At 65.3% G+C, this 25,700-nt stretch carries 22 protein-coding genes, 1 tRNA gene and 3 pseudogenes; 15 read left to right on the top strand and 11 right to left on the bottom strand.

Features of this window, described 5'->3' with window-relative positions:
- Positions 1-27 precede the first annotated feature (27 nt).
- The 5 genes from EIP75_RS15610 to EIP75_RS15590 form a co-directional block, all read right to left on the bottom strand.
- Entirely contained in the window at positions 28-2,844 is a 2,817-nt protein-coding gene (locus tag EIP75_RS15610; protein WP_125244202.1) for an ExeM/NucH family extracellular endonuclease, read from the bottom strand.
- 164 nt (positions 2,845-3,008) lie between these two features.
- Positions 3,009-3,695, bottom strand: coding sequence for an electron transport complex subunit RsxB (rsxB, locus tag EIP75_RS15605; protein ID WP_125244201.1), 687 nt, complete (start codon positions 3,693-3,695; stop codon positions 3,009-3,011).
- Between the two features lie 108 nt (positions 3,696-3,803).
- Positions 3,804-5,099 carry a polyhydroxyalkanoate depolymerase gene (locus EIP75_RS15600; RefSeq protein WP_125244200.1) on the bottom strand — a complete coding sequence of 432 codons (1,296 nt, stop codon included), beginning with the start codon at positions 5,097-5,099 and terminating at the stop codon, positions 3,804-3,806.
- 231 nt (positions 5,100-5,330) lie between these two features.
- A complete protein-coding gene (locus EIP75_RS15595) occupies positions 5,331-6,533 on the bottom strand; it encodes an amino acid aminotransferase (protein ID WP_125244199.1) in 1,203 nt (400 codons plus the stop codon).
- 232 nt (positions 6,534-6,765) lie between these two features.
- Entirely contained in the window at positions 6,766-8,826 is a 2,061-nt protein-coding gene (locus tag EIP75_RS15590; RefSeq protein WP_125244198.1) for a PhoX family protein, read from the bottom strand.
- 270 nt (positions 8,827-9,096) lie between these two features.
- Between EIP75_RS15590 and EIP75_RS15585 the strand changes: the two are divergent.
- A pseudogene (locus tag EIP75_RS15585) lies at positions 9,097-9,651 on the top strand (DEAD/DEAH box helicase family protein); the annotation flags it as partial.
- Positions 9,652-9,654: 3 nt separating this feature from the next.
- Here EIP75_RS15585 and EIP75_RS24605 read toward each other — a convergent pair.
- Positions 9,655-10,089, bottom strand: a pseudogene (locus EIP75_RS24605) (IS3 family transposase); the annotation flags it as partial.
- Between the two features lie 10 nt (positions 10,090-10,099).
- Between EIP75_RS24605 and uvrB the strand changes: the two are divergent.
- Positions 10,100-11,677 (top strand): annotated as a pseudogene (uvrB, locus tag EIP75_RS15575) (excinuclease ABC subunit UvrB); the annotation flags it as partial.
- A 16-nt stretch (positions 11,678-11,693) separates the two neighbouring features.
- Here uvrB and EIP75_RS15570 read toward each other — a convergent pair.
- Positions 11,694-12,200 carry a hypothetical protein gene (locus EIP75_RS15570; protein ID WP_125244197.1) on the bottom strand — a complete coding sequence of 169 codons (507 nt, stop codon included), beginning with the start codon at positions 12,198-12,200 and terminating at the stop codon, positions 11,694-11,696.
- A 37-nt stretch (positions 12,201-12,237) separates the two neighbouring features.
- Here EIP75_RS15570 and EIP75_RS15565 point away from each other — a divergent pair, with 37 nt between their 5' ends.
- From EIP75_RS15565 to EIP75_RS15520, 10 genes are all read left to right on the top strand, one after another.
- Positions 12,238-12,801, top strand: coding sequence for a low molecular weight protein-tyrosine-phosphatase (locus tag EIP75_RS15565; RefSeq protein WP_125244196.1), 564 nt, complete (start codon positions 12,238-12,240; stop codon positions 12,799-12,801).
- Positions 12,802-12,999: 198 nt separating this feature from the next.
- Positions 13,000-13,533 carry a Fe-S cluster assembly transcriptional regulator IscR gene (iscR, locus tag EIP75_RS15560; RefSeq protein WP_125244195.1) on the top strand — a complete coding sequence of 178 codons (534 nt, stop codon included), beginning with the start codon at positions 13,000-13,002 and terminating at the stop codon, positions 13,531-13,533.
- A gap of 129 nt (positions 13,534-13,662) precedes the next feature.
- Positions 13,663-14,883: an IscS subfamily cysteine desulfurase gene (locus EIP75_RS15555; RefSeq protein ID WP_125244194.1), complete on the top strand. Its 1,221-nt coding sequence runs from the start codon at positions 13,663-13,665 to the stop codon at positions 14,881-14,883.
- A 45-nt stretch (positions 14,884-14,928) separates the two neighbouring features.
- Positions 14,929-15,315, top strand: a complete 387-nt coding sequence (gene iscU / locus EIP75_RS15550; protein ID WP_125244193.1) for a Fe-S cluster assembly scaffold IscU — start codon at positions 14,929-14,931, stop codon at positions 15,313-15,315.
- A 70-nt stretch (positions 15,316-15,385) separates the two neighbouring features.
- Positions 15,386-15,730 (top strand): iron-sulfur cluster assembly protein IscA, encoded by a 345-nt coding sequence (gene iscA, locus EIP75_RS15545; RefSeq protein ID WP_233584907.1) that lies wholly within the window; start codon positions 15,386-15,388, stop codon positions 15,728-15,730.
- An 88-nt stretch (positions 15,731-15,818) separates the two neighbouring features.
- The gene (hscB, locus tag EIP75_RS15540) at positions 15,819-16,343 is read left to right on the top strand and encodes a Fe-S protein assembly co-chaperone HscB (RefSeq protein ID WP_125244191.1); all 525 of its coding nucleotides are present in this window, start codon (positions 15,819-15,821) and stop codon (positions 16,341-16,343) included.
- Positions 16,344-16,373: 30 nt separating this feature from the next.
- Complete coding sequence (gene hscA, locus EIP75_RS15535) at positions 16,374-18,242, top strand: Fe-S protein assembly chaperone HscA (RefSeq protein ID WP_125244190.1); 1,869 nt, start codon at positions 16,374-16,376, stop codon at positions 18,240-18,242.
- Positions 18,243-18,257: 15 nt separating this feature from the next.
- Positions 18,258-18,596 carry an ISC system 2Fe-2S type ferredoxin gene (gene fdx / locus EIP75_RS15530; RefSeq protein ID WP_125244189.1) on the top strand — a complete coding sequence of 113 codons (339 nt, stop codon included), beginning with the start codon at positions 18,258-18,260 and terminating at the stop codon, positions 18,594-18,596.
- Between the two features lie 87 nt (positions 18,597-18,683).
- Positions 18,684-19,403 carry a DNA polymerase III subunit epsilon gene (gene dnaQ, locus EIP75_RS15525; protein WP_125244188.1) on the top strand — a complete coding sequence of 240 codons (720 nt, stop codon included), beginning with the start codon at positions 18,684-18,686 and terminating at the stop codon, positions 19,401-19,403.
- Positions 19,404-19,455: 52 nt separating this feature from the next.
- Positions 19,456-19,530, top strand: a tRNA-Val gene (locus EIP75_RS15520).
- A 71-nt stretch (positions 19,531-19,601) separates the two neighbouring features.
- On the opposite strand, the gene EIP75_RS15515 is transcribed toward EIP75_RS15520, so the two are convergent.
- The 4 genes from EIP75_RS15515 to EIP75_RS15500 are packed head-to-tail and all read right to left on the bottom strand — an operon-like array spanning position 19,602 to position 22,353.
- Positions 19,602-19,958 (bottom strand): DUF2845 domain-containing protein, encoded by a 357-nt coding sequence (locus EIP75_RS15515; RefSeq protein WP_125244187.1) that lies wholly within the window; start codon positions 19,956-19,958, stop codon positions 19,602-19,604.
- A 33-nt stretch (positions 19,959-19,991) separates the two neighbouring features.
- On the bottom strand, positions 19,992-21,167 hold the full coding sequence (locus EIP75_RS15510; RefSeq protein WP_125244186.1) for a GNAT family N-acetyltransferase: 1,176 nt from the start codon (positions 21,165-21,167) through the stop codon (positions 19,992-19,994).
- Between the two features lie 28 nt (positions 21,168-21,195).
- Positions 21,196-21,663 (bottom strand): MaoC family dehydratase, encoded by a 468-nt coding sequence (locus EIP75_RS15505; RefSeq protein ID WP_125244185.1) that lies wholly within the window; start codon positions 21,661-21,663, stop codon positions 21,196-21,198.
- A 30-nt stretch (positions 21,664-21,693) separates the two neighbouring features.
- Positions 21,694-22,353, bottom strand: coding sequence for a ComF family protein (locus EIP75_RS15500; protein WP_158622867.1), 660 nt, complete (start codon positions 22,351-22,353; stop codon positions 21,694-21,696).
- Positions 22,354-22,604: 251 nt separating this feature from the next.
- Here EIP75_RS15500 and EIP75_RS15495 point away from each other — a divergent pair, with 251 nt between their 5' ends.
- The 3 genes from EIP75_RS15495 to coxB all read left to right on the top strand — a co-directional run bounded on the left by EIP75_RS15495 (position 22,605) and on the right by coxB (position 25,669).
- Positions 22,605-23,543, top strand: a complete 939-nt coding sequence (locus tag EIP75_RS15495) for a methyltransferase domain-containing protein (RefSeq protein WP_233584899.1) — start codon at positions 22,605-22,607, stop codon at positions 23,541-23,543.
- Between the two features lie 318 nt (positions 23,544-23,861).
- Positions 23,862-24,431, top strand: coding sequence for a DUF2244 domain-containing protein (locus EIP75_RS15490; RefSeq protein WP_233584898.1), 570 nt, complete (start codon positions 23,862-23,864; stop codon positions 24,429-24,431).
- Between the two features lie 50 nt (positions 24,432-24,481).
- Entirely contained in the window at positions 24,482-25,669 is a 1,188-nt protein-coding gene (gene coxB, locus EIP75_RS15485; RefSeq protein WP_125244182.1) for a cytochrome c oxidase subunit II, read from the top strand.
- Positions 25,670-25,700 lie beyond the last annotated feature (31 nt).

Below are 25,700 nucleotides of genomic sequence, written 5' to 3'. Positions count from 1 at the left end.
ATGCTTGTCCTTTGGTGTCTGCGGGCATCACAGGCCCAGATCGCGGGCGGGCTGCAGCTGGGCGGCCGTCATGCCGCGAAGCAGGGCCAGCGGGCGTGCGGCGGCCGGGCCGGCGCTGCCGTCGGTGTCGATCTGCACCTGCACGCCGGCGCTGGTGGACACCAGCTTGACCACGCCTTGCGCCAGGGCCTGGCCGGGCTGCACGCCGATCGATGCCAGCAGGGCGCCGAGGTCCAGGCGGTCGCTGCCCGGTGTGAAATCGGTGATGGTGTCGAGCCCATCACGCACGCTGCCGTAGACCAGCACATCGCGGCCGGTGCCGGTGGTGATCGTGTCGGCGCCTTCGCCGCCGTTGATCAAGTCATCGCCCGCGGTGCCGGTGATGGTGTCGCGGCCAGCACTGCCGTCCACATGCTTGATCAGGTTCAGGCCGATGACGACAGGGTCGTGGTCCGACGAGCGGTAGGGCGTGGCGGTGTAGTAATCCGGCCCGCAGGCGGCGCAGGCCGGCTGCTTGAACTCGGTGTTGTAGTCGATCACGGTGGGCTCGTCGGCATTGATGTGCCAGTGGTGCACGCCCGTGGTCTGGCTGCTCAGCGATGCCGTGGCCAGGGCATGGTCCAGGTAGCCCACCTCGCCATCGAACACGTAGGAGTAGTCGCCCGGGCCGTTGAAGCGTTCGCTCAGGTCGACGAAGCCGTTGGACGTGAACTCGTGCACTGGGTCTTCCTTGGCGTAGGCGTTGAGGTCGCCGATCACCATCACGTCGCTGTCGGCCTGGGCCGCCTGCAGGTTGGTGATGAAGCCGCGCAGCGCCTGGGCTTGCAGCAGGCGCCGGCCGTTGTAGCAGCCCTGGCCGTCGCCCTGGTCGGCATCCACCCCGCCATCATCGCCGCAGCCCTTGGACTTGAAATGGTTGACCAGCAGCGTGAACTTCTCGCCATTGGGGGCCGAGAAGGTCTGGGCCAGGGGCGGGCGGTTGTGGATGCTGGCGGTGTCGCTGACCGAGCTGCCCACGCGGGTGAGCTTGCCCGGCTTGTAGATCATCGCGACCTTGATCTCGTCACTGCCCGTGCCCGTGGCCGGGTCCGGCACCACGGCGTAGGTGCCGGCGCCCATGGCGGCGTTCAGGCCGTTGACCAGGTCCACCACGGCGCTCTGCGCGCCGGTGCCGTCGTTCTCGATCTCCATCAGCCCGAGCACGTCGGCATCGATGGCCTTGATCGCCGCGATGATCTTGGCGCGCTGGCGGTTGAACTCGGCCAGCGTGGTGGCACCGCGCGAGGTCGGGAAGCCCGCGCCCAGGCCGTTGCCGTTGAAGTAGTTCAGCACGTTGAAGCTGGCCACCTTCACGTTGCCGCCCACATCGGCGGGCGCGTCGGTGCGCGGGTGGGCACGGGTGAAGACCACGGCTTCGGTCGGGTGAATGCGGTAGTCGGCCAGACCGGTGTTGCTGGCGGTGGCCAGGCCGTAGTCGATCACACCCGTGACCGAAGGCGTGGTGTCGCCAGCGCGCTGCGTGTTGTCTGCCGAGAAGTAGGGCGTGGGATTGGGATTCTGCAGGCTGCTGCCGTCATCGAGGATGATGCGGCGGCGGGCGTTGTCCTGGTCCACCTGCCGGGCATCGACGCTGCCGGGGCGGTGCAGGTTGGTGGCCTTGTGCAGGCGGCCGTTGGCCGACAGCGTGATCTGGCCGTAGCGGCCCAGGAAGTAGTTCTGGCTCGCCGTCAACTCGGTGTCGATGGTGACCAGCATGCCTTCCACACGCTCCAGATCGTCATTGGTGGCCTGGGGGAAGGTGATGACGGTGGGTGCGATGCTCTGGCCGCTGGCCAGCACGCTCAGGCTGGTGATGGTCTTGAGTTCGGTGACGGTGTGCGCGGCCGTGAGGGCGTTGCCCGCCGCGCCGACGTTGTATTCATCGACCACGCCGGTCAGCTGCACCAGTTGGCCCACGACCACGGTGGGCACCGTGCTGGTGAACACCAGGATGCCTTCGGAGGTGGCGGGATCGCTGTCGGCATCGGGCTCCTGCATGAAGAAGCCGTTGTTGAGCAGCTTGGTGACCACACCGCGCGTGGTGACCGTATGGCCCACCAGCGGGCTGGTGGCACCGCTGCCCTGGATGGTGTGGATGGAGACGGACGAAGGCGAAGGGGACGGCGAGGGCGAGGGGCCCGGGGCGGGCGCGCCGTTGCAGGGCGAAGGCTCGCGGCTCATGTTGCGCGGTGCCGGGGCCACCAGGGTGAAGTCTGCCTGGTTGTTGCCAGTGTCGGTGCAGCCACCGCCCAGCCGCTGGGCGGCGGTGGTGTTGGTCAGCGCGTTGGTGGGCGCGCCTTCGGTGGGTGTGCTGGCGCCGTAGCTGATGATGTCCACCAAGGCCGCGTTCGACGGGTTGGTGCCGCTGAGCGTCACATTGGCATTGGTCAGGGCCACCTTGCCATTGGTGGCACTCATCAGGATCTCACCCGTGGCATCCGGCGTCGGCAGATCCTGCGAGCCGCCGGTACCGGCGCCCTCCTGGATCAGCAGGTACTGGCCGGGCGGCAGGCTCAAGGCGCCCAGGGTGGTCTTGTTGTTCCAGGTGTTGCCGGTGGATGACGCGTAATGCACTGTCCAGCCGCTCAGGTTGACCGTGTCGCTGCCGGCGTTGAACAGCTCGATGAAGTCGTTCTTCAGCGTGGCCCCCGAGTTGCCGCCACCGCCATACACCTGGCTGATCACCACCTTGGCAGAGGCGCCTGCGCAGGCGAGGCCGCCCAGGCCCAGCAGCAGGGCCGCGCACAGGGGGCGCAGCCGCGCTGGGCGCTGGTGTTGATGGGAGCTGGGCTTGTTGTCATGCATGTCACACCTCGGTCTGGCTCGGATCAATGGGATCCGGCGAGTGTGGTGGCCTCGTGTGTCATGGGCATGGACGTGCCAGTCCGGGCGGTAGTCCGGACGGACCTGCCTGTGTGGCAATGTCCGCGATGCCGTGTGCTGCACCGCTGTTGGCGCAGCCGGCTTGCTCAGGCCGTGGGTTCGGAGCCGGGGCCGTTGCTGCCGCGCCGCGCGCGTGCGCGGGCCAATGCCGCCTCCACCACGCTGCGCTTGCGCGCCAGCTCGGCTTCGTCGCTGATCTTGGTCAGCTCGGCCAGGTGCTCCAGCTTGTGGCGGGCCTTGGCGGCCAGGCGTTCGTCGTTGTCGTCGCGGGCACGTTCCACGCGGGCCTGTCGCAGCGCATAGCGGTGGCGGGCGGCATCGGCCTCGGCCTGTGGCCAGGCCGCCCAACCCGTGGGACGGGGCTCCTGCGCGTGCACGGGCACCAGGCTGATGCAATCCACCGGGCAGGCCGGGATGCAAAGCTCGCAGCCGGTGCATTGCGATTCGATCACCGTGTGCATGTGCTTGGGCGAGCCCACGATGCAGTCGACCGGGCAGGCCTTGATGCACAGCGTGCAGCCGATGCACCAGCTTTCGTCGATCACGGCCAGGTAACGCGGGCCTTCCACGCCATAGTGCGGGTTCAGCGGGATCACCGGGCGGCCCGTGAGGCGGGCCAGGCGCTCGATGCCCTCGGCACCGCCGGGCGCGCACTGGTTGATCTCGGCGCTGCCTTCGGCGATGGCCTGCGCATAGTGCGCGCAGTCGTCATAGCCGCAGCTGGTGCACTGCGTCTGGGGCAGCAGGTCGTTGATCTGGCGGGCGTCCGGCATGGTGGAGCGGGAGTCTAAGGCAAGTGCGGCATCAGCCCGTGCGCACAAAGCACGAAGGCCCGCCTGTTGGCGGGCCTTGCTTGGCTGGCGAATCCCTTGCTCGGAGACTCAGGCGGCGGCCTTGGCCTTGGCGGGCTTGCTGCTGGCCTGCTTGTTGTTGGCCAGGATGAAATCCCTGATCACCGGGTAGGCCATCTCGCGCCAGCGGCGGCCCGAGAAGATGCCGTAGTGGCCCGCGCCGATCACGTCGTAGTGCTTCTGGCGGGCATCGGGGATGCCCGTGCACAGTTCATGCGCGGCCTTGGTCTGCCCGGCGCCCGAGATGTCGTCCAGCTCGCCCTCGACCGTCAGCAGGGCCGTGGTCTTGATGTCCTGGGGGCGCACCAGTTCGGGCTGGCCTTGTGGGTTGCGAACCTCCCAGGTGCCATTGACCAGCGAGAAATCCTGGAACACCGTCTTGATCGTGTCGAGGTAGTACTCGGCTGGCATGTCCAGCACGGCGTTGTACTCGTCGTAGAACTTGCGGTGGGCCTCGGCGTTGTCGTCGTCGCCGCGGATCAGGTCCAGGAAGTAGTCGTAGTGCGAGGCGCGGTGGCGGTCCGGGTTCATGGCCACGAAGCCGGTGTGCTGCAGGAAGCCGGGGTACACGGGGCGCGAGGCACCCGGGTAGTTGGGTGGCACCCGGTAGATCACATTGTTCTCGAACCACTCGAAGCTCTTGTTCATGGCCAGGTTGTTCACGGCCGTGGGCGAGCGGCGCGCATCGATGGGGCCACCCATCATGGTCATGCTCAGGGGCGTGGTTTCGCCACGGCTGGCCATCAGCGAGATGGCGGCCAGCACCGGCACCGTGGGCTGGCACACGGAGATCACGTGCACATCGGGGCCGAGCAGGCGGATGAAGTCCTGCACGTAGTTGATGTAGTCATCGAGGTGGAAGGGGCCTTCCTCCATCGAGACCATGCGCGCGTCCACCCAATCGGTGATGTAGACCTTGTGGTCCTGCAGCAGGGTGCGCACGGTGTCGCGCAGCAGCGTGGAGTGGTGGCCCGACAGCGGGGCCACGACCAGCACCGAGGGCTGGTCACGCATGGTGTCCAGCAGCTTGCTGTCGTCCGTGAAGCGCTTGAAGCGCAGCAGGCGGCAGAAGGGCTTGGCTTCGACCACCTGTTCCTGGATCACGACCTCGGTCCCGCCCACGTCCACAGACTTGATGTCGAACTCGGGCTTCTCGTATTCCTTGGTCAGGCGGTGCACCAGCTCGAACCCGGCAGCCACGCGCTGGGCCTGCGGGATGTGCGCGAACATCGACAGCGGATTGCTGTAGAGCTTGGAGGCGGCACTGGCGAACTCCGAGAACGGGCTCAGCCAGGCGCGGTTGGTTTCGTAGATTTGATAGAGCATGTGAATGAACCTCTTCGATGACCCGTACCGAGCACACTGCACATCACAGGCTTGTTGCGGTGCAGCATAAATCGTTTTGGTGATCTTTGCATTTCACCGGGGCAAGCGAGAAGGGCATTAACACCGTCTGCAGGCGTCTTTTCAAATTCGACAGGCGAAAAAAAGCCCGCCTGCCGCCGGTCGGGCGGAGCGGGCTTTTTCCAAGCTGATTTTTGTTCAGCTTCTATTCATTTATTGCGACACCTTGGCGATGGCTTGCGACACGGCCTTGATGTTGCCGTCGTTCAGCGCGGCCACGCAGATGCGGCCCGAATCCACACCGTAGATGCCGAACTCGGAACGCAGACGCTGCATCTGGGCGGCGTTCAGGCCGGAGTAGCTGAACATGCCCTTCTGGCGGGTGATGAAACCCAGGTCCTGCGTGATGCCGGCGGCCTTGAGGTTGTCGACCAGCGCGGTGCGCATCAGCTTGATGCGGTCACGCATCTGGGCCAGTTCTTCTTCCCACAGCTGGCGCAGGGCGGGCGTGGTCAGCACCGTGGCCACCACCTGCGCGCCGTGCGTGGGCGGGTTGGAGTAGTTGGTGCGGATCACGCGCTTGAGCTGGCTCAGCACGCGGGCCGATTCGTCGGCGGTTTCGCTGACGATGCTCAGGGCGCCCACGCGCTCGCCGTAGAGCGAGAAGCTCTTGGAGAAGCTGGTGGACACGAAGAAGCTCAGGCCGGCGTCCAGGAACTTGATGACCACGGCGCCGTCTTCAGCGATGCCGTTGCCGAAGCCCTGGTAGGCCATGTCCAGGAAGGGCACCAGGCCACGTTCCTTGGTGATGGCGATCACCTCGTTCCACTGGGCTTCGGTCAGGTCGTAGCCGGTGGGGTTGTGGCAGCAGGCGTGCAGCAGCACGATGGTGCCGGCCGGGGCGGCCTTCAAGGTGGACAGCATGCCGTCCACGTTGATGCCCTTGGCGGCGGCGTCGTAGTAGGGGTAGGTGCCCACGGTGAAGCCGGCCGATTCGAACAGGGCGCGGTGGTTTTCCCAGCTGGGATCGGAGATCAGCACCTGGGCGTCGGGGTTCAGGCGCTTGAGGAAATCAGCGCCCAGCTTCAGCCCGCCGGTGCCGCCGATGGCCTGGGCCGTGGCGATGCGGCCGCCCTTGACGGCAGCGTGGTCGGCGCCGAACACGAGGCTCTGCACAGCCTTGTCGTAGGCGGCGATGCCGTCGATGGGCAGGTAGCCGCGGGCCTTGGGGGCCTCCAGCAATTGCTTTTCGGCGGCGGCCACGCACTTGAGCAGGGGCAGCTTGCCTTGTTCGTCGGTGTACACACCCACGCCCAGGTTGACCTTGTTGGGGTTGGTGTCGGCGTTGAACTGTTCGTTCAGACCCAGGATGGGGTCGCGGGGAGCCATTTCAACTTGTGCAAACAGCGAGGCCATGGTGCAAGCAATCTCCGGTCGGTAGGGGTGGCGGTCGGCTAAAAAAGGATGTCCCGGCTGGGGCCGCGCACGCTCGTGGCGCGCGGGTGTCCGGATCGGGCAAACCCTTTATTTTATCGGCCAACCGGGTGCCCGGTCACGCCAAGGCGTGCCGGAACCCCAAAAAATACACCCGCCAGGGTGGCGGGTGCAATGAAAGGGCTTTGCCGCCCCGCGGAGATCCCCGGAAGGATCAGAGCTTGTTCAGCTTGATGCTGGTGGACGTGGCGGTGAGATAGCCCACGGCGGCGGCGAACTTGTCGTTGTAGTTGGTCCTGATGGCGGTATCCAAAGCTGCCTGGGCCGAGGCCTTCACATACGCGCTGTCGCCTGCATGTTGGAAGTTGCTCATGATGTACGTCCAGCCGTTGATCTCGTCCACGGCGTGCAGGCCGGTGGATTCGCCGCCAGCGGGAATGGACATGATTCGGGCCAGCTTCTTTTCTTCATCCGTTTCGTCAAGGTGATAGGCCCACAAGAAGTTGTTGGTGTGCTGGCCGCTGTCTTCCCCAATGAACAGAACACGCAGCTTCTCTGAAAACTTCAGGTTGTCTGGATTTGCGATCTTTTTGGGATTCGCGGTGTTGCCCATGCCGGTGGGGTCTGTGGTGATGTCTTCACCGACAAGCAAGGCCTTGAGATCCACAGGCACCCAAGCACTGTCGATGGCTGCACTGGTTGTATCGGTTTGCGCTCCTCGCAGATTCAGTGCCATCACGGCACCGGCGAGCAATTGCGCGTCAAGCCGCACTTCGGGGCGGAGGTTGGTCGGTTGATTTTTCACCATGGACGCCTGCACGTTCTGCAGGGCTGAGTAGGCGACCTTGTCCTTAATGTTGACGGTAGTGCCTTCCATCTTGGTGAAGCAGGTGCTCGCGCCCACCAGGGCCGCGTAGCGGTGCGTCTCCAGGAAGGCGGCGGCCTTTTCCATGCCTGGTTGCAGCTTGATCCACTCCACCTTGCCGTTGGCTGCCACTTGGGTGTAGCCAGTGGCCGTAGGATCGGCGATGGTCGGGTCCACCGAACTGACCAGCATGATGTCGGTTGGCTGGATGGGCGTGTGCGTCAGATCGCCATCCACCAGGGTCTTGATCTCCTGGCTGCTGGCATGTCCCAGCTTGATCCACTTCATCGGGGTGGCGTGGGCCGCCGGATCCAGCGAGAAAGGGTAGGGGGTGCTCGGATCCGCCGCGGTGCCGACCTGGGCCACGTACAAGGTGCCTGCCGACAGATCACGTGCGGTGTCGGCCACGAACATGAAGTAGGCCGAGTTGGTGGCGTCATCGCCCATCAGCACCGTGCGCTCGTCGGGCATCACCTGCACCAGCTCGTGCGAGATACGGCCCAGGCAATAGTGCTTCTTGATCGAGCCGGTGCCATTGGTGTTGACGGTCACCTCGGGCAGGTGGCCGTAGTCGTAGGGCTTGGCCGTCGTGGCGCTGCCAAAGAGGTTGGTGCTGAAGGCCTCGAACTGGGTCCGTGTGGTGTTCGTGGTGGCGCTTTTGACCAGGAATGCGTCCGGTTCGTACTCTTCGCTGGACAGGTGGGTACCCCAGGGCGACAGGCTCGCGCCGCAGGTGATCCACAGGCCCTTGGCGGGCGAGGTGTCGACGTTGTGGTACTTTGCCAGGGTGAGCTTGCCCGTGGTGGGGTTCTGGTCCAGGGTCAGGATGGCGATGGGTGACGGCAGCTTGCCGTACATGTCGGTGGTGCCGTCGTGCGCCCAGGTGGTGTACTCGAACTGCACCACGGCAAACACGGGGTTGGCCACACCGGCAACGGCGGCGTTGGGCACCTTCAGCAAAGAGGTACCGTCCGGCGAGTCGCTGAAGAACTGGCGGGGCGAGGCCGGCAGGGTTCGGTCGATGATCTCGGTGCCGTAGAAATCGAAGTAGCTGCCCGCCAGGATCTTGCCGCCACCGAGCTTGTCCACTTCCTGTCCCGTCAGAAAGAAGGGCTCGTAGGCCAGATTGAATGTTTGCTCGGTGTTGTCGCTGAGCTTGACGGTCAGCGTGGAGGCCACATGGGTGGTGGCGCGGTTCGCCGTCGTAGTGGGCGCGGCCATGGCGCCGAAGCTGGCCGACACGAAGGTGGCCGTGGGCGTTGGCGTCACGGTCGTGGGGCTGTCTCCGTCGCCGCCGCCGCCGCAGGCAGTCAGCATGGACGAGGCGGCCAGCCCGCTCAGGGGCAGCATGGGCACACCGGACAGGAACTTCAGGGCTTGGCGACGGGAAGGGTTGGATGCTTGTGTCATGGGTACTACAGCAGGGGACGGTGAGGTCGTTTTGAGCGTCTGGGTGGACCCGGTCGGTCGTGAGCCGATCGGCCTACGGCGGGGTCTGGGCGGGACGATAGGCATGGCGCATGACAGCTGCGTGACGTATTGCGGCCTGCCTGCAACTTGACCTAATCACCCTGAACCGAAGTCCTATTCCCGTAGGTCTGCGCGGGCGGCAGGGCGAACGCCTTACAGTTGGAGGTTTGGTCTCTTGACCTTTCACCGCCTGCCCCCAGCTTGCCCTCCATGCCCGCATCGACCGAACTGAACCCTGCCGCATCCGCCCCCGTGCCTGGCCAGGACGCGCCCGAGGGGCAGTTCGTGCAGTACCCGGGTTCGCCCTTCGAGCTCTACCAGCCTTATCCACCGGCCGGTGACCAGCCCACCGCCATCGCCGGCTTGGTCGAAGGCATCCAGGACGGCCTGAGCTACCAGACCCTGCTGGGCGTGACCGGTTCGGGCAAGACCTTCACCATGGCCAACGTGATCGCCCAGATGGGGCGGCCGGCCATCGTGTTCGCGCCCAACAAGACCCTGGCCGCGCAGCTGTACGCCGAGTTCCGCGAGTTCTTCCCCAACAACGCGGTCGAGTACTTCGTCAGCTACTACGATTACTACCAGCCTGAGGCCTACGTGCCCCAGCGCGACCTGTTCATCGAGAAGGACAGCGCCATCAACGAGGCCATCGAACAGATGCGCCTGAGCGCCACCAAGAGCCTGCTCGAACGCCGCGATGTGGTCATCGTGGCCACCGTGTCGGCCATCTACGGCATTGGCAAGCCCGAGGACTACACGCAGATGCGNCCGGTTGAGTATTTCCACGACATGTTCTCCCCTGAGTCTCAAGCCTGCATCGACAGCCAGCGCTTGCCGGGTAAAGACGTCCACGACCGTCAAGATTCTGAATTTGCCACCATTGCAAAACTGGTCGGCCACGAAATCCATTGACAAGACCTCACCCGGTCGCGTGGCCACATGTCGCTGCCGCCGTTGAACCACCATCTTGCGACGCTTGGGCAACTTTGAGCGCAGTTGCAACCCTTCCTCACGGTAGATTCGATAGCACTGCTTGCGCCCCAATCGCCAACCTTCGCGTTTGAGTAGGACGTGAAGGCGCCTGTATCCGTATCGAATTCTGGTCTGCGCCAGCTCCTTCATGCGGCGACGTAACTCCGGTCTGGGGTCACGCGAAGGCACGTGATACAGCGTGCTGCGCGACAACTTGATGAGCGAACAGGCCNGCTTCATCGTGCGCAAGGGCGAGAAGATGAGCCAGCGCGACATCATTGCGCAGCTGATCCGCATGCAGTACAAGCGCAACGATGCGGATTTCAGCCGCGGCACCTTCCGTGTGCGCGGAGACACCATCGACATCTTCCCGGCCGAACATTCCGAGCTGGCGCTGCGCCTTGAGCTGTTCGACGACGAGGTCGAATCGCTGTCGCTGCTCGACCCGCTCACGGGCCGCATCCAGCAGAAGATCCCGCGTTTCGTGGTCTACCCCTCCAGCCACTACGTGACCCCGCGCGAGCAGGTGCTGCGCGCCATCGACGGCATCAAGCACGAGCTCAACGAGCGTGTGAAGCAACTGGTGGGCGATGGCAAGCTGGTCGAGGCGCAGCGCGTCGAGCAGCGCACCCGGTTCGACCTGGAGATGCTGCAGGAGATCGGCCACTGCAAGGGCATCGAGAACTACACCCGTCACCTCTCTGGCGCCAACCCAGGTGATCCCCCGCCCACGCTGGTGGACTACATGCCGCCCGATTCGCTGATGTTCCTGGACGAGAGCCACGTGATGATCGGCCAGCTGGGCGCGATGTACAACGGTGACCGCTCGCGCAAGACCACGCTGGTGGAGTATGGCTTTCGCCTGCCTTCGGCCCTGGACAACCGCCCGCTGAAGTTCGAGGAGTTCGAAGGCAAGATGCGGCAGGTGGTGTTCGTGTCGGCTACGCCGGCGGCCTATGAGCAGCAGCATGCCGGTCAGGTGGTCGAACAGGTGGTGCGCCCCACCGGCCTGATCGACCCGGTCGTGGAGGTGCGCCCGGCCACCCACCAGGTCGACGACGTGCTGCAGGAGATCCGCATCCGCGTCGAGAAGAACGAGCGCGTGCTGATCACCACGCTGACCAAGCGCATGGCCGAGCAGCTCACCGACTACCTCACCGACAACGGCGTGAAGGTGCGCTACCTGCACTCGGACATCGACACCGTCGAGCGCGTCGAGATCCTGCGTGATCTGCGCCTGGGCACCTTCGACGTGCTGGTGGGCATCAACCTGCTGCGCGAGGGTCTGGACATCCCCGAGGTGTCCTTGGTGGCCATCCTCGATGCCGACAAGGAAGGATTCCTGCGTTCAGAGCGCAGCCTGATCCAGACCATCGGCCGTGCGGCGCGCAACCAGAATGGCCACGCCATCCTCTATGCCGACAAGATCACCGAGTCCATGCGCAAGGCCATGGGCGAGACCGAGCGCCGGCGCAACAAGCAGATCACCCACAACGAGGCGCACGGCATCACGCCGCGCACCATCAACAAGAAGGTGAAGGAGCTGATCGACGGCGTGATGTCCAACGCCGCCAAGGACGATCTGCGCAATGCCGAGCAGCTGGCCGCTTCGGTGGCCGATGCGGGCGCCCTCAGCGAGAAGGACCTGGGCAAGCGCATCAAGCAGCTCGAGAAGGACATGCTCGAAGCCGCGCGCAACCTGGAGTTCGAGAAGGCCGCCCGCCTGCGCGACCAGTTGGGGCTGCTCAAGGAACAGGTCTTCGGGGCGGCGGGCGGCGACCACATCGTGCCCGTCGGAAAGAGCCGGCCCGCGCGCTGACCGGTGTCGTGCCAGTTCAGTCGGGGCTGTGCGAGCAAGTGCCGAGATTCAAGGCACTGTCATCGTCGCAAGGCAGCTTGTCCTTGAGCTGAGCCATTCGGCTTTGCAGCGCACCCGTGCAGCGCAGGCGCTGCTTTGAGGCCACGTCCAAGCCCGCTTCGCGTTGCCCGTTCTCCGTGTGGTCAAACAGGATGTAGTCAACGCCCCGGTTGTTGAAGCTCACTTGCATTCGATCTGCCTGGAACCGGGCATGGTGCGCCCATCGAAATGCCGTGTAGCCCGTGCTTGCCGTGGCGGGGTACATCAGTTCCAGGTGTTGAGGCGTGCCAAATCGGTATTGAAGCGTCTCGCGGGTGCCGCACAGGCTCACGGTCTTCGCCGGGCCCACCCGGCATGAGAACCAGACCGTCTCACCGGTCTGGCAGAGGCTGGGCTGCGAACCCTGGGCGCTGGCACACAGCATCAACGAAGCCAGCGCTGCGCTGGTGAGGGTGCGCCTTGCGCAGTCGAATGTCCGTGCCATGGGTGACGTTATCTTGCAATGCCAGAGAATCTAAACGATGAACTCTTCCCTTGATCGCAGCGCCTCCAGCCGACCTTTCCGGATCCTGATGGTCTGCATGGGCAACATTTGCCGTTCACCGACGGCCGAGGCGGTGCTGCGCCATCAGCTGCAGCGCGCGGGTCTGGACAAGCAGGTCAAGGTCGATTCGGCCGGCACCCATGGTTACCACGTCGGCAGCCCGCCCGATCCGCGCAGCCAGGAGCATGCAGCCTTGCGTGGCTACGACCTGGCCCCATTGCGCGCCCGCCAGGTCAGCACGCTGGATTTCCGGGATTTCGACCTGCTGCTGGCCATGGATGGCGACAACCTGGCCATGCTGGAGCACAACTGCCCCAGCCCAGAGTTGCGCGGCAGGCTGAGGCGTCTGCTCGATTTCCTGCCGCAGGGCTCCAGCCACGCCGGCACGGTGGCCGTGCCAGATCCCTACTACGGGGGGGAGCAGGGCTTCGGCCACGTGCTCGATCTGGTCGAGTCGGCTTGTGAGGGCCTGGTCAACGACCTGCGCCAGCGCCTTGCCTCGCCCGGCCACCGGGCGCAATCACACTTTGCTGAACGATAGCTGGCTGCTATCAAATACCTGGGGCATGGCTAAGGGAACTCCCGCACCTGAAGTTGACCAAAAAGGAGGGTTTCCCTATAATTGAGTTATTCAGTCGGGATTAGAGAGCCCCGCCGATCTGGTGATCCCGGATCGGTCACATTCAGGTAAACCCTTAAGCTGTACAGGGCTTCTCTCAGACCAGACAAGGAGATCACCATGCGTCTGACCACCAAAGGCCGCTTCGCGGTTACCGCCATGATCGACCTCGCCCTGCGCGAGCACACCGGTCCGGTTGCCCTGGCTGCCATCAGCCAACGACAGCAGATTTCGCTGTCCTACCTGGAACAGCTGTTTGGCAAGCTGCGCCGCCATGAACTCGTCGAGAGCACCCGTGGCCCTGGCGGCGGTTACTCGCTGGGCCGCAAGGCCGAAGACATCACCGTGGCCGACATCATCGTCGCGGTGGATGAGCCCATCGATGCCACCGGTTGTGGTGGCAAAGAGAACTGCATGGGCGATGACGGTGGCCGTTGCATGACCCACGATCTGTGGGCCAGCCTCAACAATAAGATGATCGAATACCTCGATTCGATCAGCCTGCGTAAGTTGGTGGAAGACCAGCTCGCCAAGGGCATCTCCATCGAGGCCCAGCCCATCAAGCGGGCCATTTCCACCCAGCCGGTGGTCAAGCCCATCAAGGTCACGGCCCCCAACTCGGTGTTCGCCCTGGGTTCCGCCCTCACCAAGTGAGGGGTTGTCCCTTCTTTGGGATGACGAGAGCCCTGATAATTGAAGGTTTTGTGAATCGCCGGTGTCTTTTGTAACCAGAACGGGTGAAAAAGGCACCGAGCCCGCAGTTTGAAGCAGTCCCCCCGCATCATGGACATGACCCCGCATTTCCCGATCTACATGGATTACGGCGCCACCACCCCGGTGGACCCTCGCGTCGTCGATGCCATGATCCCCTGGCTGCGTGAGCACTTCGGCAACCCCGCCTCTCGCACGCACGCCTACGGATGGGAAGCAGAAGAGGCTGTCGAGAAGGCGCGTGCCCAGGTGGCCGCGCTCATCAATGCCGATCCGCGCGAGATCGTCTGGACATCGGGCGCGACCGAGTCGAACAACCTGGCCATCAAGGGCGCGGCGCAGTTCTACAAGACACGCGGCAAGCACCTGATCACGGTCAAGACCGAGCACAAGGCCGTGCTGGACACCATGCGCGAGCTGGAGCGCCAGGGCTTCGAGGTCACCTACCTTGATGTGAAGGAAGACGGCCTGCTGGACCTGGAGGCCTTCAAGGCCGCCATCCGCCCGGACACCATCCTGGCCTCGGTGATGTTCGTCAACAACGAGATCGGCGTGGTGCAGGACATCACAGCCCTGGGCAATCTGTGCCGTGAAAAGGGTGTGATCTTCCACGTCGACGCGGCCCAGGCCACGGGCAAGGTGGCCATCGACATGGCCACGCTGCCGGTCGATCTGCTGAGCCTGGCTTCGCACAAGACCTACGGCCCCAAGGGCATCGGCGCGCTGTATGTGCGTCGCAAGCCGCGCGTGCGCCTCGAAGCGCAGATGCACGGTGGCGGCCATGAGCGCGGCATGCGCTCGGGCACCCTGCCCACGCACCAGATCGTCGGCATGGGCGAGGCCTTCCGCATCGCCAGGGAAGAAATGGCCGATGAGCTGCCCCGTATCCAGGCGCTGCAGCAGCGCCTGTACAAGGGCCTGCAAGACATCGAGCAGATCTTCGTCAATGGCGATCTGACGCAGCGCGTGCCGCACAACCTGAACATCTCCTTCAACTTCGTCGAAGGCGAATCGCTGATCATGGGCATCAAGGGCATCGCGGTGTCCTCGGGCTCGGCCTGTACCTCGGCCAGCCTCGAGCCCAGCTACGTGCTGCGCGCCCTGGGCCGCAGCGACGAACTGGCGCACAGTTCGCTGCGCATGACCATTGGCCGCTTCACCACCGAAGAAGAGGTGGATTACGTGATCACCACGCTGAAGGACCGCGTTGCCAAGCTGCGCGAGCTCTCACCCCTGTGGGACATGTACAAAGACGGCATCGACATCAGCACTATTCAATGGGCTGCGCACTGACATCCCGTCAACGCGTTACGCTCATCTCGTTCTTGGAGTTTCATCATGGCATACAGCGACAAGGTCATTGACCACTACGAAAACCCCCGCAACGTCGGTTCGTTCGAGAAGGGTGACGAGTCCGTGGGCACCGGCATGGTCGGCGCTCCCGCCTGCGGCGACGTGATGAAACTGCAGATCAAGGTCAACCCCAGCACCGGCGTCATCGAAGACGCCCGCTTCAAGACCTACGGCTGCGGCTCGGCCATCGCATCCAGCTCGCTGGTCACCGAGTGGGTGCGCGGCAAGACGCTGGACGAAGCGCTGGACATCAAGAACACGCAGATCGCTGAAGAGCTGGCCCTGCCGCCCGTCAAGATCCACTGTTCCATCCTGGCCGAAGACGCGATCAAGGCCGCCGTCAACGACTACAAGGCCAAGAATGTCGCCTGAGCAAGCTCAAGTTGGCGGGCAAGTTGGTGGATCCTGCACCAGCGGGCCCGGCACGGTACCGCTGCCTGAGTTGCCCGAGGGGCACCAGGGTCGCCCCGTCACGCTGACCGATTCGGCCGCGCGTCACGTCACCCGCTTCCTGGCCCGCCGCGGCAAGGGCGTGGGTGTGCGTCTGGGGGTCAAGACCACCGGCTGCTCCGGCCTGGCCTACAAGATCGAGTTCGCCGACGAGATCGCGCCTGAAGACGTGATCTTCGAAGACCAGGGTGTGAAGGTGCTGGTCGATCCCAAGAGCCTGCCCTACATCGACGGCACCGAGCTCGACTTCGTGCGTGAAGGGCTGAACGAGGGCTTCCGCTTCAACAACCCCAACGAGCGTGATCGTTGCGGCTGCGGAGAATCCTTCCGCGTCTGAGCGCGCACCGCCCGGTGGCCTGGCCTGCAGGCACCGGCTTTCGCACGAAGCCCCGCCCCTGGTGGGGTTTCGCATTTCTTGAGCCGACATGAACCTCGACGCCGACGACTTCACCCTGCTGGGCCTGCCCCGGGCTTTTGCGCTGGACCGCGCCAAGCTGGACGCAGCCTGGAAGGCGTTGCAGGCCCGCGTGCACCCCGATCGCTTCGCCGCCGAAGGCGCGGCCGCACAGCGGGTGGCCATGCAATGGGCCGTGCGCGTGAACGAGGCGCACCAGCGCCTGAAGGACCCGCTCAAGCGCGCCGCCTACCTCTGCCAACTGGCCGGTGTGGCCGTGAACGCCGAGAGCAACACCGCCATGCCGGGCGATTTTCTGATGCAGCAGATGACCTGGCGCGAGGCGCTCGACGAGGTCGGCAATGCCGCCGAGGCCCAGTCCCTGCTGGATGAAGTCAGTGCCGAGCGCCGCGAGCGCCTGGCGCGTGTCACCCGCCTGCTGGATGTCGACGGCAATGCCGCCGAAGCCTCGCAAGAGGTGCGCGCGCTGATGTTCATCGACCGCCTGAGCGACGAGATCGACACGCGGCTCGAGCGCTACGAAGACCAAGCCTGATCCAACCCGACCACAAGACGCCACCACCCCATGGCCCTGCTGCAGATCTCAGAACCCGGACAGACCCCCGACCCGCACCAGCGGCGCATCGCGGTGGGCATCGACCTGGGCACCACCCACTCGCTGGTGGCGTCCGTGCGCAACGGCATCGCCGAATGCCTGCCCGATGAGCAGGGCAGGGTGATCCTGCCCTCGGCCGTGCGCTACCTGCTGGACGATCGTGGCAACACCCGCCGCCAGATCGGCTTCGAGGCCCTGTCGGCTCAGGCCGAGGACCCGGTCAACACCGTGGTGTCCGTCAAGCGCTTCATGGGCCGCCGCCTGGCCGACCTGCCCGATGCCGGCAAGCTGCCCTACGATTTCGAAGACCAGCCGGGCATGGTGGCCGTGCGCACCGTGGCCGGCGCGAAGTCGCCCGTCGAGGTATCGGCCGAGATCCTGGCCAGCCTACGCCAGCGCGCCGAAGACACCTTCAACGACGACCTGTTCGGCGCCGTGATCACGGTGCCCGCCTATTTTGACGATGCCCAGCGCCAGGCCACCAAGGACGCGGCCCAGATGGCCGGCCTGAACGTGCTGCGCCTGCTCAACGAGCCCACGGCCGCTGCCATCGCCTACGGCCTGGACAACAGCGCCGAGGGCCTGTACGCCATCTACGACCTGGGGGGCGGCACCTTCGACATCTCGCTGCTGCGCCTGAGCCAGGGTGTGTTCGAAGTGGTGGCCACCGGCGGTGATTCCGCCCTGGGTGGTGACGACATCGACCACGCGCTGGCCGATGCCGCGTTGAGCGATGCCCGCATGCAGGCCGTCACGCCGCAGGACAAGCGCGCCGTGCTGGTGGCTGCCCGCCGCGTGAAAGAGAAACTCTCCACCGATGGCAGCGCGCACCTGTCTTGCGCCCTGTCGGGCGGCATGCTGTCCGTCAGCATCACTCGCGAGCGCCTGAACGAACTGGCCAAACCGCTGATCGACAAATCGCTGGCCTCGGTGCGCCGCGTGCTGCGCGACGCCAAGATCAAGCCCGATGAAGTGCAGGGCGTGGTGATGGTGGGCGGCTCCACGCGCATGCCCGCCGTGCGCGATGCCGTGGGCGTGTTCTTCGGCAAGACACCGCTGACCGACCTGAACCCCGACGAGGTGGTGGCCCTGGGCGCTGCCATCCAGGCCAACCAGCTGGCCGGCAACAACGCGCAGGGCGAGCTGCTGCTACTCGACGTGCTGCCGCTGTCGCTGGGCCTGGAGACCATGGGCGGCCTGGCCGAGCGCATCATCCCGCGCAACACGCCCATCCCGTGCGCGCTGGCGCAGGATTTCACCACCTTCAAGGACGGGCAGACCGCGCTGGCCGTGCACGTGGTGCAGGGCGAGCGCGAGCAGGTCGAGCATTGCCGCTCGCTGGCGCGTTTCGAGCTGCGCGGCATCCCGCCGATGGTGGCCGGTGCTGCGCGCATCCGAGTCACCTTCCAGGTCGACGCCGATGGCCTGCTGAGCGTGTCCGCGCGCGAGCAGATGTCAGGCGTCGAGGCATCGGTGGTGATCAAGCCCAGCTATGGGCTCAGCGATGACCAGGTGGCCGGCATGCTGCGCGAGGGTTTCACCACCGCCGCCGCCGACATGAAGGACCGCGCGCTGCGCGAAGCCCGTGTCGATGCCGAGCGCCTGCTGGAGGCCACGCGCACCGCCCTGGCTGCCGATGGCGACCTGCTCACGCCCGAGCAGCGCACAGAGATCGACCGCCTGATGGCCGAGATCGGCCAGCGCTGCGACCGGGGCGAACTGGAGGTGCTGGAGGCCGCCACCAAGGCTCTGGCCAATGGCACCGAGGCCTTCGCAGCCGAGCGCATGAACCGCGGCATCCGCCAGGCGCTGGCCGGCCGCCAGATCGACCAGATCTAAGAACATCGAGTCCCCATGCCCATCATCAAGATCCTGCCGCACAGCCAGCTCTGCCCTCAGGGCGCCGAGATCACGGCTGCGCCTGGCACCTCCATCTGCGAAGCCCTGCTCGAGAACAACATTGAGATCGAGCATGCCTGCGACATGAGCGCGGCCTGCACCACCTGCCATGTGATCGTGCGCCAGGGTTTCAACAGCCTCAACGAACTCGAGGACACGGAAGAAGACCTGCTCGACCGCGCATGGGGCCTGGAGCCCAACTCGCGCCTGAGCTGCCAGGCCTTCGTGGCGGGGCAGGACCTGACCGTGGAAATCCCGAAGTACACGATCAACCACGCCAGAGAGAATCATTGACCCCCTGGCTCACTGCGTTCGCGTCCCCCCGAGGGGAAGTGGCAGGCTTGGGACGGCCCGGCGCCTGCCACTGACCCGCATCGAATCATGTCCAGACAAATCTTCCTCGACACCGAAACCACCGGCCTGAGCCCGGAGTCGGGCGATCGCATCATCGAAATCGGTTGCGTGGAAATGGTGAACCGCCGCCTGACCGGCAAGCACCTGCACTTCTACATCAACCCCGAGCGCAAGAGCCACGAAGACGCCGTCAAGATCCACGGCCTGACGGACGAGTTCCTGGCCGACAAGCCCTTGTTCTCCGCCGTGGTCGATGAGATCCTGGATTACTGCCGCGGCGCCGAGATCATCATCCACAACGCCAGCTTCGACATCGGCTTCCTCAATGCCGAGCTCAGGCGGCTGGACAAGGGGCTGTTCACCGACCATGTGGCCGGCGTGATCGATTCGCTGGTGATGGCGCGGGAGATGTTCCCGGGCAAATCCAACTCGCTGGATGCGCTGTGCCGGCGTCTGGAGGTGGACAACTCGCACCGCACGCTGCACGGCGCCTTGATGGATGCCGAGCTGCTGTCCATCGTCTACATCAACATGACACGCGGTCAGGACGCGCTGCTGATCGATGCGGGCGACGAGGGCGGTGAGACGCAACTGACCGAGGTGGCGGCCATCGATTTCGGCGCGTTTGATCTGCCCGTGGTGCTGCCGTCTGACGAAGAGGTGGCTGCCTTTGAGGCGGTGTTGGCTGATCTCGACAAGGCCAGTGGTGGCAAAACTTTGTGGAAATCGCTGGAAACCGTGGTATAGTCTTGGTCTTCGCTGATCGCGACAGTTGATCAGCGAAGCCCGAACAAGTTTCGGGCGGTTAGCTCAGCGGTAGAGCACTGCCTTCACACGGCAGGGGTCGCAGGTTCGAACCCTGCACCGCCCACCAAGCACAAGCCCTGCGAGTCACGCACTTGCAGGGCTTTTTGCTTTGTGTCCTGCCCGCCAGCGCAACAAAGCTCAGCGCACCCTCGGCCCGTACTTGATGGATGTGAGGACGCCGTCTTCGAACCGCAGCGTGGTCATGAACTGCCCGACGCCCGGGTTGTAGGTCCAGTCGTCCACGTTGTCGCAGCCGGTATTGACGATGACCGTGGTACCGCGTGGCGATGCTGAAGAAGCCGCCACGGGTTGGTGGGGCTTCCTGCAGAAGGAATCCTTCATCACCGGCTCACCGCATCGGCTCAAGGCCGTGGCTTTGCTGTCGCCCAGCTGAACAAGATCCTGTTTGCAGCGGAACGAGCGGGTCTCGGCAAGGCTGCTGGCCGATGCCAGCAAGGCGGTGATGGCGACGAGGCAAAGGCGTGCATGCTCCATGTGGACGGCCCTCTATTTTTGGTAGATGAGGCCTCAGTCTAAATCGCCTCGCTTGAACGGTGCCCGGTCGTTCAGTTCATCCACATAGGCGTCGATGCCGGCACTTTCACGCGCCAGGTAGCGCTCGACCGCATCGGCAAAGCGCGCATCGCGCAGCCAGTGCGCCGACCAGGTCGTCACGGGCATCAGGCCGCGGGCCATCTTGTGCTCGCCCTGGGCGCCCCCTTCGAAGCGCTGCAGGCCTTGCTCGATGCACCAGGCCAGCGGCGCGTAGTAGCACAGCTCGAAGTGCAGGCAGGGAATGTGCAGCACGGCACCCCAGTAGCGCCCGTAGGCCACGCCCTGCGGCCGGTCCAGCCCGATCAGCGAGGCGGCCACCGGCTCACCGCCTTGCTCGGCGATGAACATCAGCCAGTGCTCGCCCATGGTCTGCCCCACCTGCCGGAAAAACTCGCGGCTCAGGTAGGGTGGGTTGCCGTGGGCGCGGTAGGTGCCCTCATAGCAGCGGTAGAAGAAGTCCCAATCCGCTGCGCCAATCTGCGGGCCTTCGAGCACCCGCACGGTGACCCCGGCCTCGCGCACGCGGCGGCGCTCCTGCTGGATCTTCTTGCGCTTGTCGCGGTGCAGGCTGGCGGTGAAATCCTCGAAGCTGGCGTAGGGCAGGGCGCTCGCCTGGTCTGCGTGCCGGTTGGTCCAGTGGAACTGAACCCCCTGGCGCATCAGCCAGCCGGCGGCGCGCAATGCCGCCTCGTCGGGTTCATTGGGGAACAGCAGGTGCGCAGACGAGCAGTTCGTTTCCATGCCCCACTGCACGATGGCCGACAGCAGCGCCTGGCGTGCTTCGTCGTTCAAGGCCAGCAGGCGCGCGCCCGGCACGGGGGTGAAGGGCGAGGCGCACAGCAGTTTGGGGTAATAGCGCAGGCCGGCGCGTTCATGCGCATCGGCCCAGGCCCAATCGAAGACGTACTCGCCGTACGAGTGCGATTTCAGGTACAGCGCGCACACACCTTCGATGCCTTGCCCTTTGTCGACCGCCAGGAACAGGGGCGCCCAGCCGGTGTCGGCGGTGGCGCAGCCTTGCTCGTGCAGGGCGCTCAGCCATTCGTGCCGCATGAACGGCGTCGGTTGGGGGCTGGCGGCCAGCAGGGCGTTCCAGGTGGCGGCGTCGATCTCGCGCGGATCGGTGTGCGCGCGTGCCTGCCAGGCCATGGGGTCGGGGCTTTCGAGGGTCAACAGATCAGAAGTACCAGCGCGATAGCATCTCGGCCACGCAGGCGGGCTTGTCGCCGCCTTCGATCTCGATGGTGGCGCCCCAGGTCATCTGCACGGCCTGGTCGGGCAGGGGCTCCACGGTCTTGAGCTGCACATGGCAGCGGATGCGGTCACCCGATCGCACCGGCGCCGGGAAGCGCACCTTGTTCAGGCCGTAGTTCACGCCCATGCGCGTGCCCTTGCAGTCGATGCTGGACTGCAGGAACTCGGCCAGCAGCGACAGCGTCAGGAAACCATGGGCCACGGTGGTACCGAAGGGGGATTCCGCCTTGGCACGGGCTGGGTCCGTGTGGATCCATTGCTGATCGCCCGTGGCATCTGCGAACTGCTGGATGCGGGTCTGGTCGACCTGCAGCCAATCGGTGGTGGTGATGTCCTGGCCCGCGTGGGCTTTCAGGTCGTCCAGGGATTGGAAGGTGACTTTGCGGCTCATGTGGCCACTCTAGCCCAGATCCAAATCCCGTCAGGCTTGATCGTGTTCGGCGTCCGGATTCAGGGGCTGGTCCTGCGGGGCGGGTGTCCGGGCGGCCACCCACACCGACACTTCGCGCGCGCCAGCCTCCCACAGGGTGTTGGCGATCTCGTTGAGCGTGGCGCCGGTGGTCAGCACGTCGTCCACCACGGCCACGTGCCGTCCCTGCAGCCAAGGCAGGTGCCTGGGCGATATGGCGAAGGCGTGGCGGATGTGCCTCAGGCGTTCGTCGGCATCCAGCGTCATCAGGCGAGGTGTGTCCTTGCGGCGCACCAGGGCGTCGTGGCAGGCGGGCAGTCCCAACTGGCCGGCCAGCCCACGCGCCAGCAGCCAGGCCTGGTTGTAGCCGCGCTCACGCAGGCGCGCGGCCGACAGGGGGACGGGCATGATCACGGAGGGGGCGCCTCGTTTCCATGGCGTGCGCTGCGGCCTGCGGCTGGCCGGCTTGTGGCCAGTGGTATGCCAGCGCCGGGCCAGGGCTGGCGCCATCAGGCGGGCCAGCACATCGGCCATGGCCGTGTCCTCCTGGAACTTCAGCGATGCGATCAGGCTGGACCATGGCTCGGCGTAGTCCACCACCGCATTGGCGTGGTCGAAGCCGGGCGGTGCATCACGGCAGGCTTGGCAGAGGCCGTCGTCGTTGGCCAGCATGTCGGCGTGCCTGGGCGAGGCCGGCAGGCGCAGGGCACAACGGATGCATCGTGGGGCATCAAGGTCCGCGCCTTCAAGGCAGCGAGTGCACAGCACGCTGGCCTGCCAGCGGTGGCAGACCCGGCAGGAGGTCGGCCACCACGCTTTCCCCATGGGCCCTGTTGAATTCATCGCCTCACTATACTCAGGCGCCCCGGCCCCCACCATCGCCCCGATGGGGGCGTGCCGAGCGCCTGAACGTCCCCTTTCCCATGCCCTCCGAAGCCCCCCGTCCCGAGCCCGTGGCACCCCAGCCTGCCGCGCTGAACCGCCAGATATCCCGCCTGGCTGCGCTGCCGCAACCGGCCTGGTTGCACGAGGAAGTGGGCCGCCGCCTGGCCGACAAGCTCGATGCCATCCGCCTGACGCCCAAGGATTGGGTGGATTGGGGTGCCTTCCTGGGCACCGGGGCCGATCTGGTCGCCCAGCGCTACCCCCAGGCGCGGCGGTGGGTGCTGGAGCCCACCGAGGCTTTGGCCGAACGGTCGCGGCAGATCTGGGTGGCAGGCCATGCGCGCCCCTGGTGGCAGGCCTGGAAAAAATCCACCCCGCCCGTGGTGAGCCAGGGGCAGCCCTGGCCCGATGCCTGGCCGGCCGATGGGGCAGGCTTGCTGTGGGCCAACATGGCCCTGCATGCGCAGGCCGATCTGGATGGCGCGCTCAAGGCCTGGCATGGCGCGCTGACCATCAACGGTTTCCTGATGTGCTCCGGACTGGGCCCTGACACCGCGCGCGAGCTGCGTGCCGTTTACCGTGAGCTGGGCTGGCCGCTGCCCACCATCAACTTCATCGACATGCACGACCTGGGCGACGCGATGGTCAAGGCGGGCTTCCTGGACCCGGTCATGGACATGGAACGGTTGACCCTGACCTGGGCCGACGCCACCTCGATGCTGGCCGAACTTCGCACCTGGGGCGGCAATGTGGCCTGGGGCCGGTTCGCCGGCCTGCGCACGCCCCGGTGGCGCGGACGGCTGATCGAGGTGCTGAACCAGCACCTGCGAGGGCCTGACGGCCGCCTGCGCCTCACGGTGGAGGTGGTGTACGGCCACGCCATCAAACCCCTGCCCAAGGTGCCGCTGGCCGAAGAGACGCGCGTGTCACTGGGGGACATGAAACGCCTGATCAAGGCGGGGGGCAAGCCGGGCTGAACCCGATCGAATTGATCGTCTATTCGGTCGCATGCCGGTTTTCCGGTCATTTTCCGCTGTGGGCATGGCTGATGGGAATACACGTCATCCGAGGGTAAGCCTTAGGCGTGCCTACAATATTGGGACTTGAGGCATCACAAGCCCATGCCTAGAATGATTTGAGGAAGTGGTCGAGCGTGGCTATTTCGCCGCGCGGATCTCGAGTTTGATTTCAACGTCCCGGTGTTCCGTGGGCCGCGCCGGCAGGCGTGCCAGGACAGTCCCCCCGGGAGACGGAGTTTCGGCTTCATGCCTGCCGCCTTGTCACAAGGATCTCTCTTGCCCTCTCAAGCCCTGCGGTTGGGGGTCTGGAAATCACCGCGCGATTCTTTCCCCCAGGCGTCTGCCCCGGGAGAGGGCTCCGGCGACGCCGCTCCCGGCGGTGGATGGCAGGCCGAATGGCTGCTCAAGCGCAACTGCGCCCTGACACCGCGCCAACTGCTCAACGCCTACCTGGCCATCTGCCTGCTGTCGCTCACGGTGGCCGGCAGCTTCTGGCTGATCGGCGCGGTCTACGTGCTGCCGTTCGCCTTCATCGAACTCACGGCCCTGGGCGCCGCGATGCTGGTCTACGCCCGCCATGCGGCCGACCGCGAGTTCATCGGCCTGAGCGCCGACCTGGTCCGGGTGGAGTGTCACAATGGCGGCCGCCTGCAGTCCGTGGACTTCAATCCCCGATGGCTGAGGGTCGAGCCCCAGCGCCATGATGGCTCCCTCATTCGCTTGTCCGGCCATGGACGGACGGTCGACATCGGCCGTCACGTGCAGCCCGGGTTGCGACGTCAACTGGCCGAAGAGTTCCGCTGGGCGCTGCGCCAGCTCGAATCCCGCGAGCCTCAACCGTCCTGACGCGCATCCGATCCGCCCCGCCCGCATAAACAGAGCAAAGACACGAAACCATGAACCACTTCCGTTCGCTGCTTCTTGCCCGACGTCCACGGCAACTGGTGGCCCTGCTGTCGATGGCTGCCTTGTCGCTGGGTGTGCGGGCCGAACAGGTGGTTCGTGACCTGCCGGGCGGCCCGGCGGTGCTTCAGTACGATCTGCACCCGCCGGTCACCAAGATCGCGTCGGAGCAGCAGGACCTGCACGTGATGATGCTGTGGATCTGCGGCGTCATCTTCGTCGGCGTGTTCGGCGTGATGTTCTATTCGATCTTCGCGCACCGCAAATCCAAGGGCGCCAAGTCGGCCAGCTTCCATGAATCAACCACGGTCGAGATCGTCTGGACGATCATCCCCTTCCTGATCGTGATCGGAATGGCGTTGCCCGCCACCAAGGCCGTGGTGGCCATGAAGGACACCACCAACGCCGACCTCACCATCAAGGCCACGGGCTACCAGTGGAAGTGGGGCTACGACTACCTCAAGGGCGAAGGCGAGGGCATTCAGCTGATCTCCACGCTCGACGCATCGCAGCGCGCCCTGTCCGATGCCGGCACGCCCCAGGGCGACAACTACCTGCTCAAGGTCGACGAGCCGCTGGTGGTGCCCGTGCAGAAGAAGGTGCGCATCATCACCACGGCCAACGACGTGATCCACTCCTTCATGGTGCCGGCCTTCGGCATCAAGCAAGATGCCATCCCCGGCTTCGTGCGCGACACCTGGTTCCGCGCCGAGAAGACCGGTGATTTCTACGGGCAGTGCGCCGAGCTGTGCGGCAAGGAGCACGCCTACATGCCCATCCACGTGAAGGTGCTGTCCGAAGACGACTACGCCAAGTGGGCCGAGGGCAAGCTCAAGGCCCAGGCCGCCAAGGCAGATGACCCGAGCAAGGTCTGGACGCTCGAAGACCTGGTGGCCCGTGGCCAGAAGGTCTATGCCGCGAACTGCGCGGTCTGCCACCACGAGAACGGCAAGGGGGGCGGCGCCATCAAGCCGCTGGACGCCGCTGCCGTGGTGCTCGATGCCGACAAGGCCAAGCAGGTCCACATCGTGCTCAATGGCCAGAACAACGCCATGCCGGCCTGGCGCCAGCTCTCCGACACCGAGATCGCCGCGGTGGTCACCTTCACCAAGAACCACTGGTCCAACAAGACAGGCCAGATCGTGCAGCCGGCCGAAGTGCTGGCGCAGCGCGGCAAATGATCCAGCACCGTGCGCTGCCCAGGCGGCCACG

The sequence above is a fragment of the Aquabacterium soli genome, from assembly GCF_003933735.1.
In the GTDB taxonomy this organism is placed as follows: domain Bacteria; phylum Pseudomonadota; class Gammaproteobacteria; order Burkholderiales; family Burkholderiaceae_C; genus Aquabacterium; species Aquabacterium soli.
The sequence above is the reverse complement of the archived record's forward strand: the minus strand, read 5'-3'. Positions and strand labels throughout refer to the sequence as shown.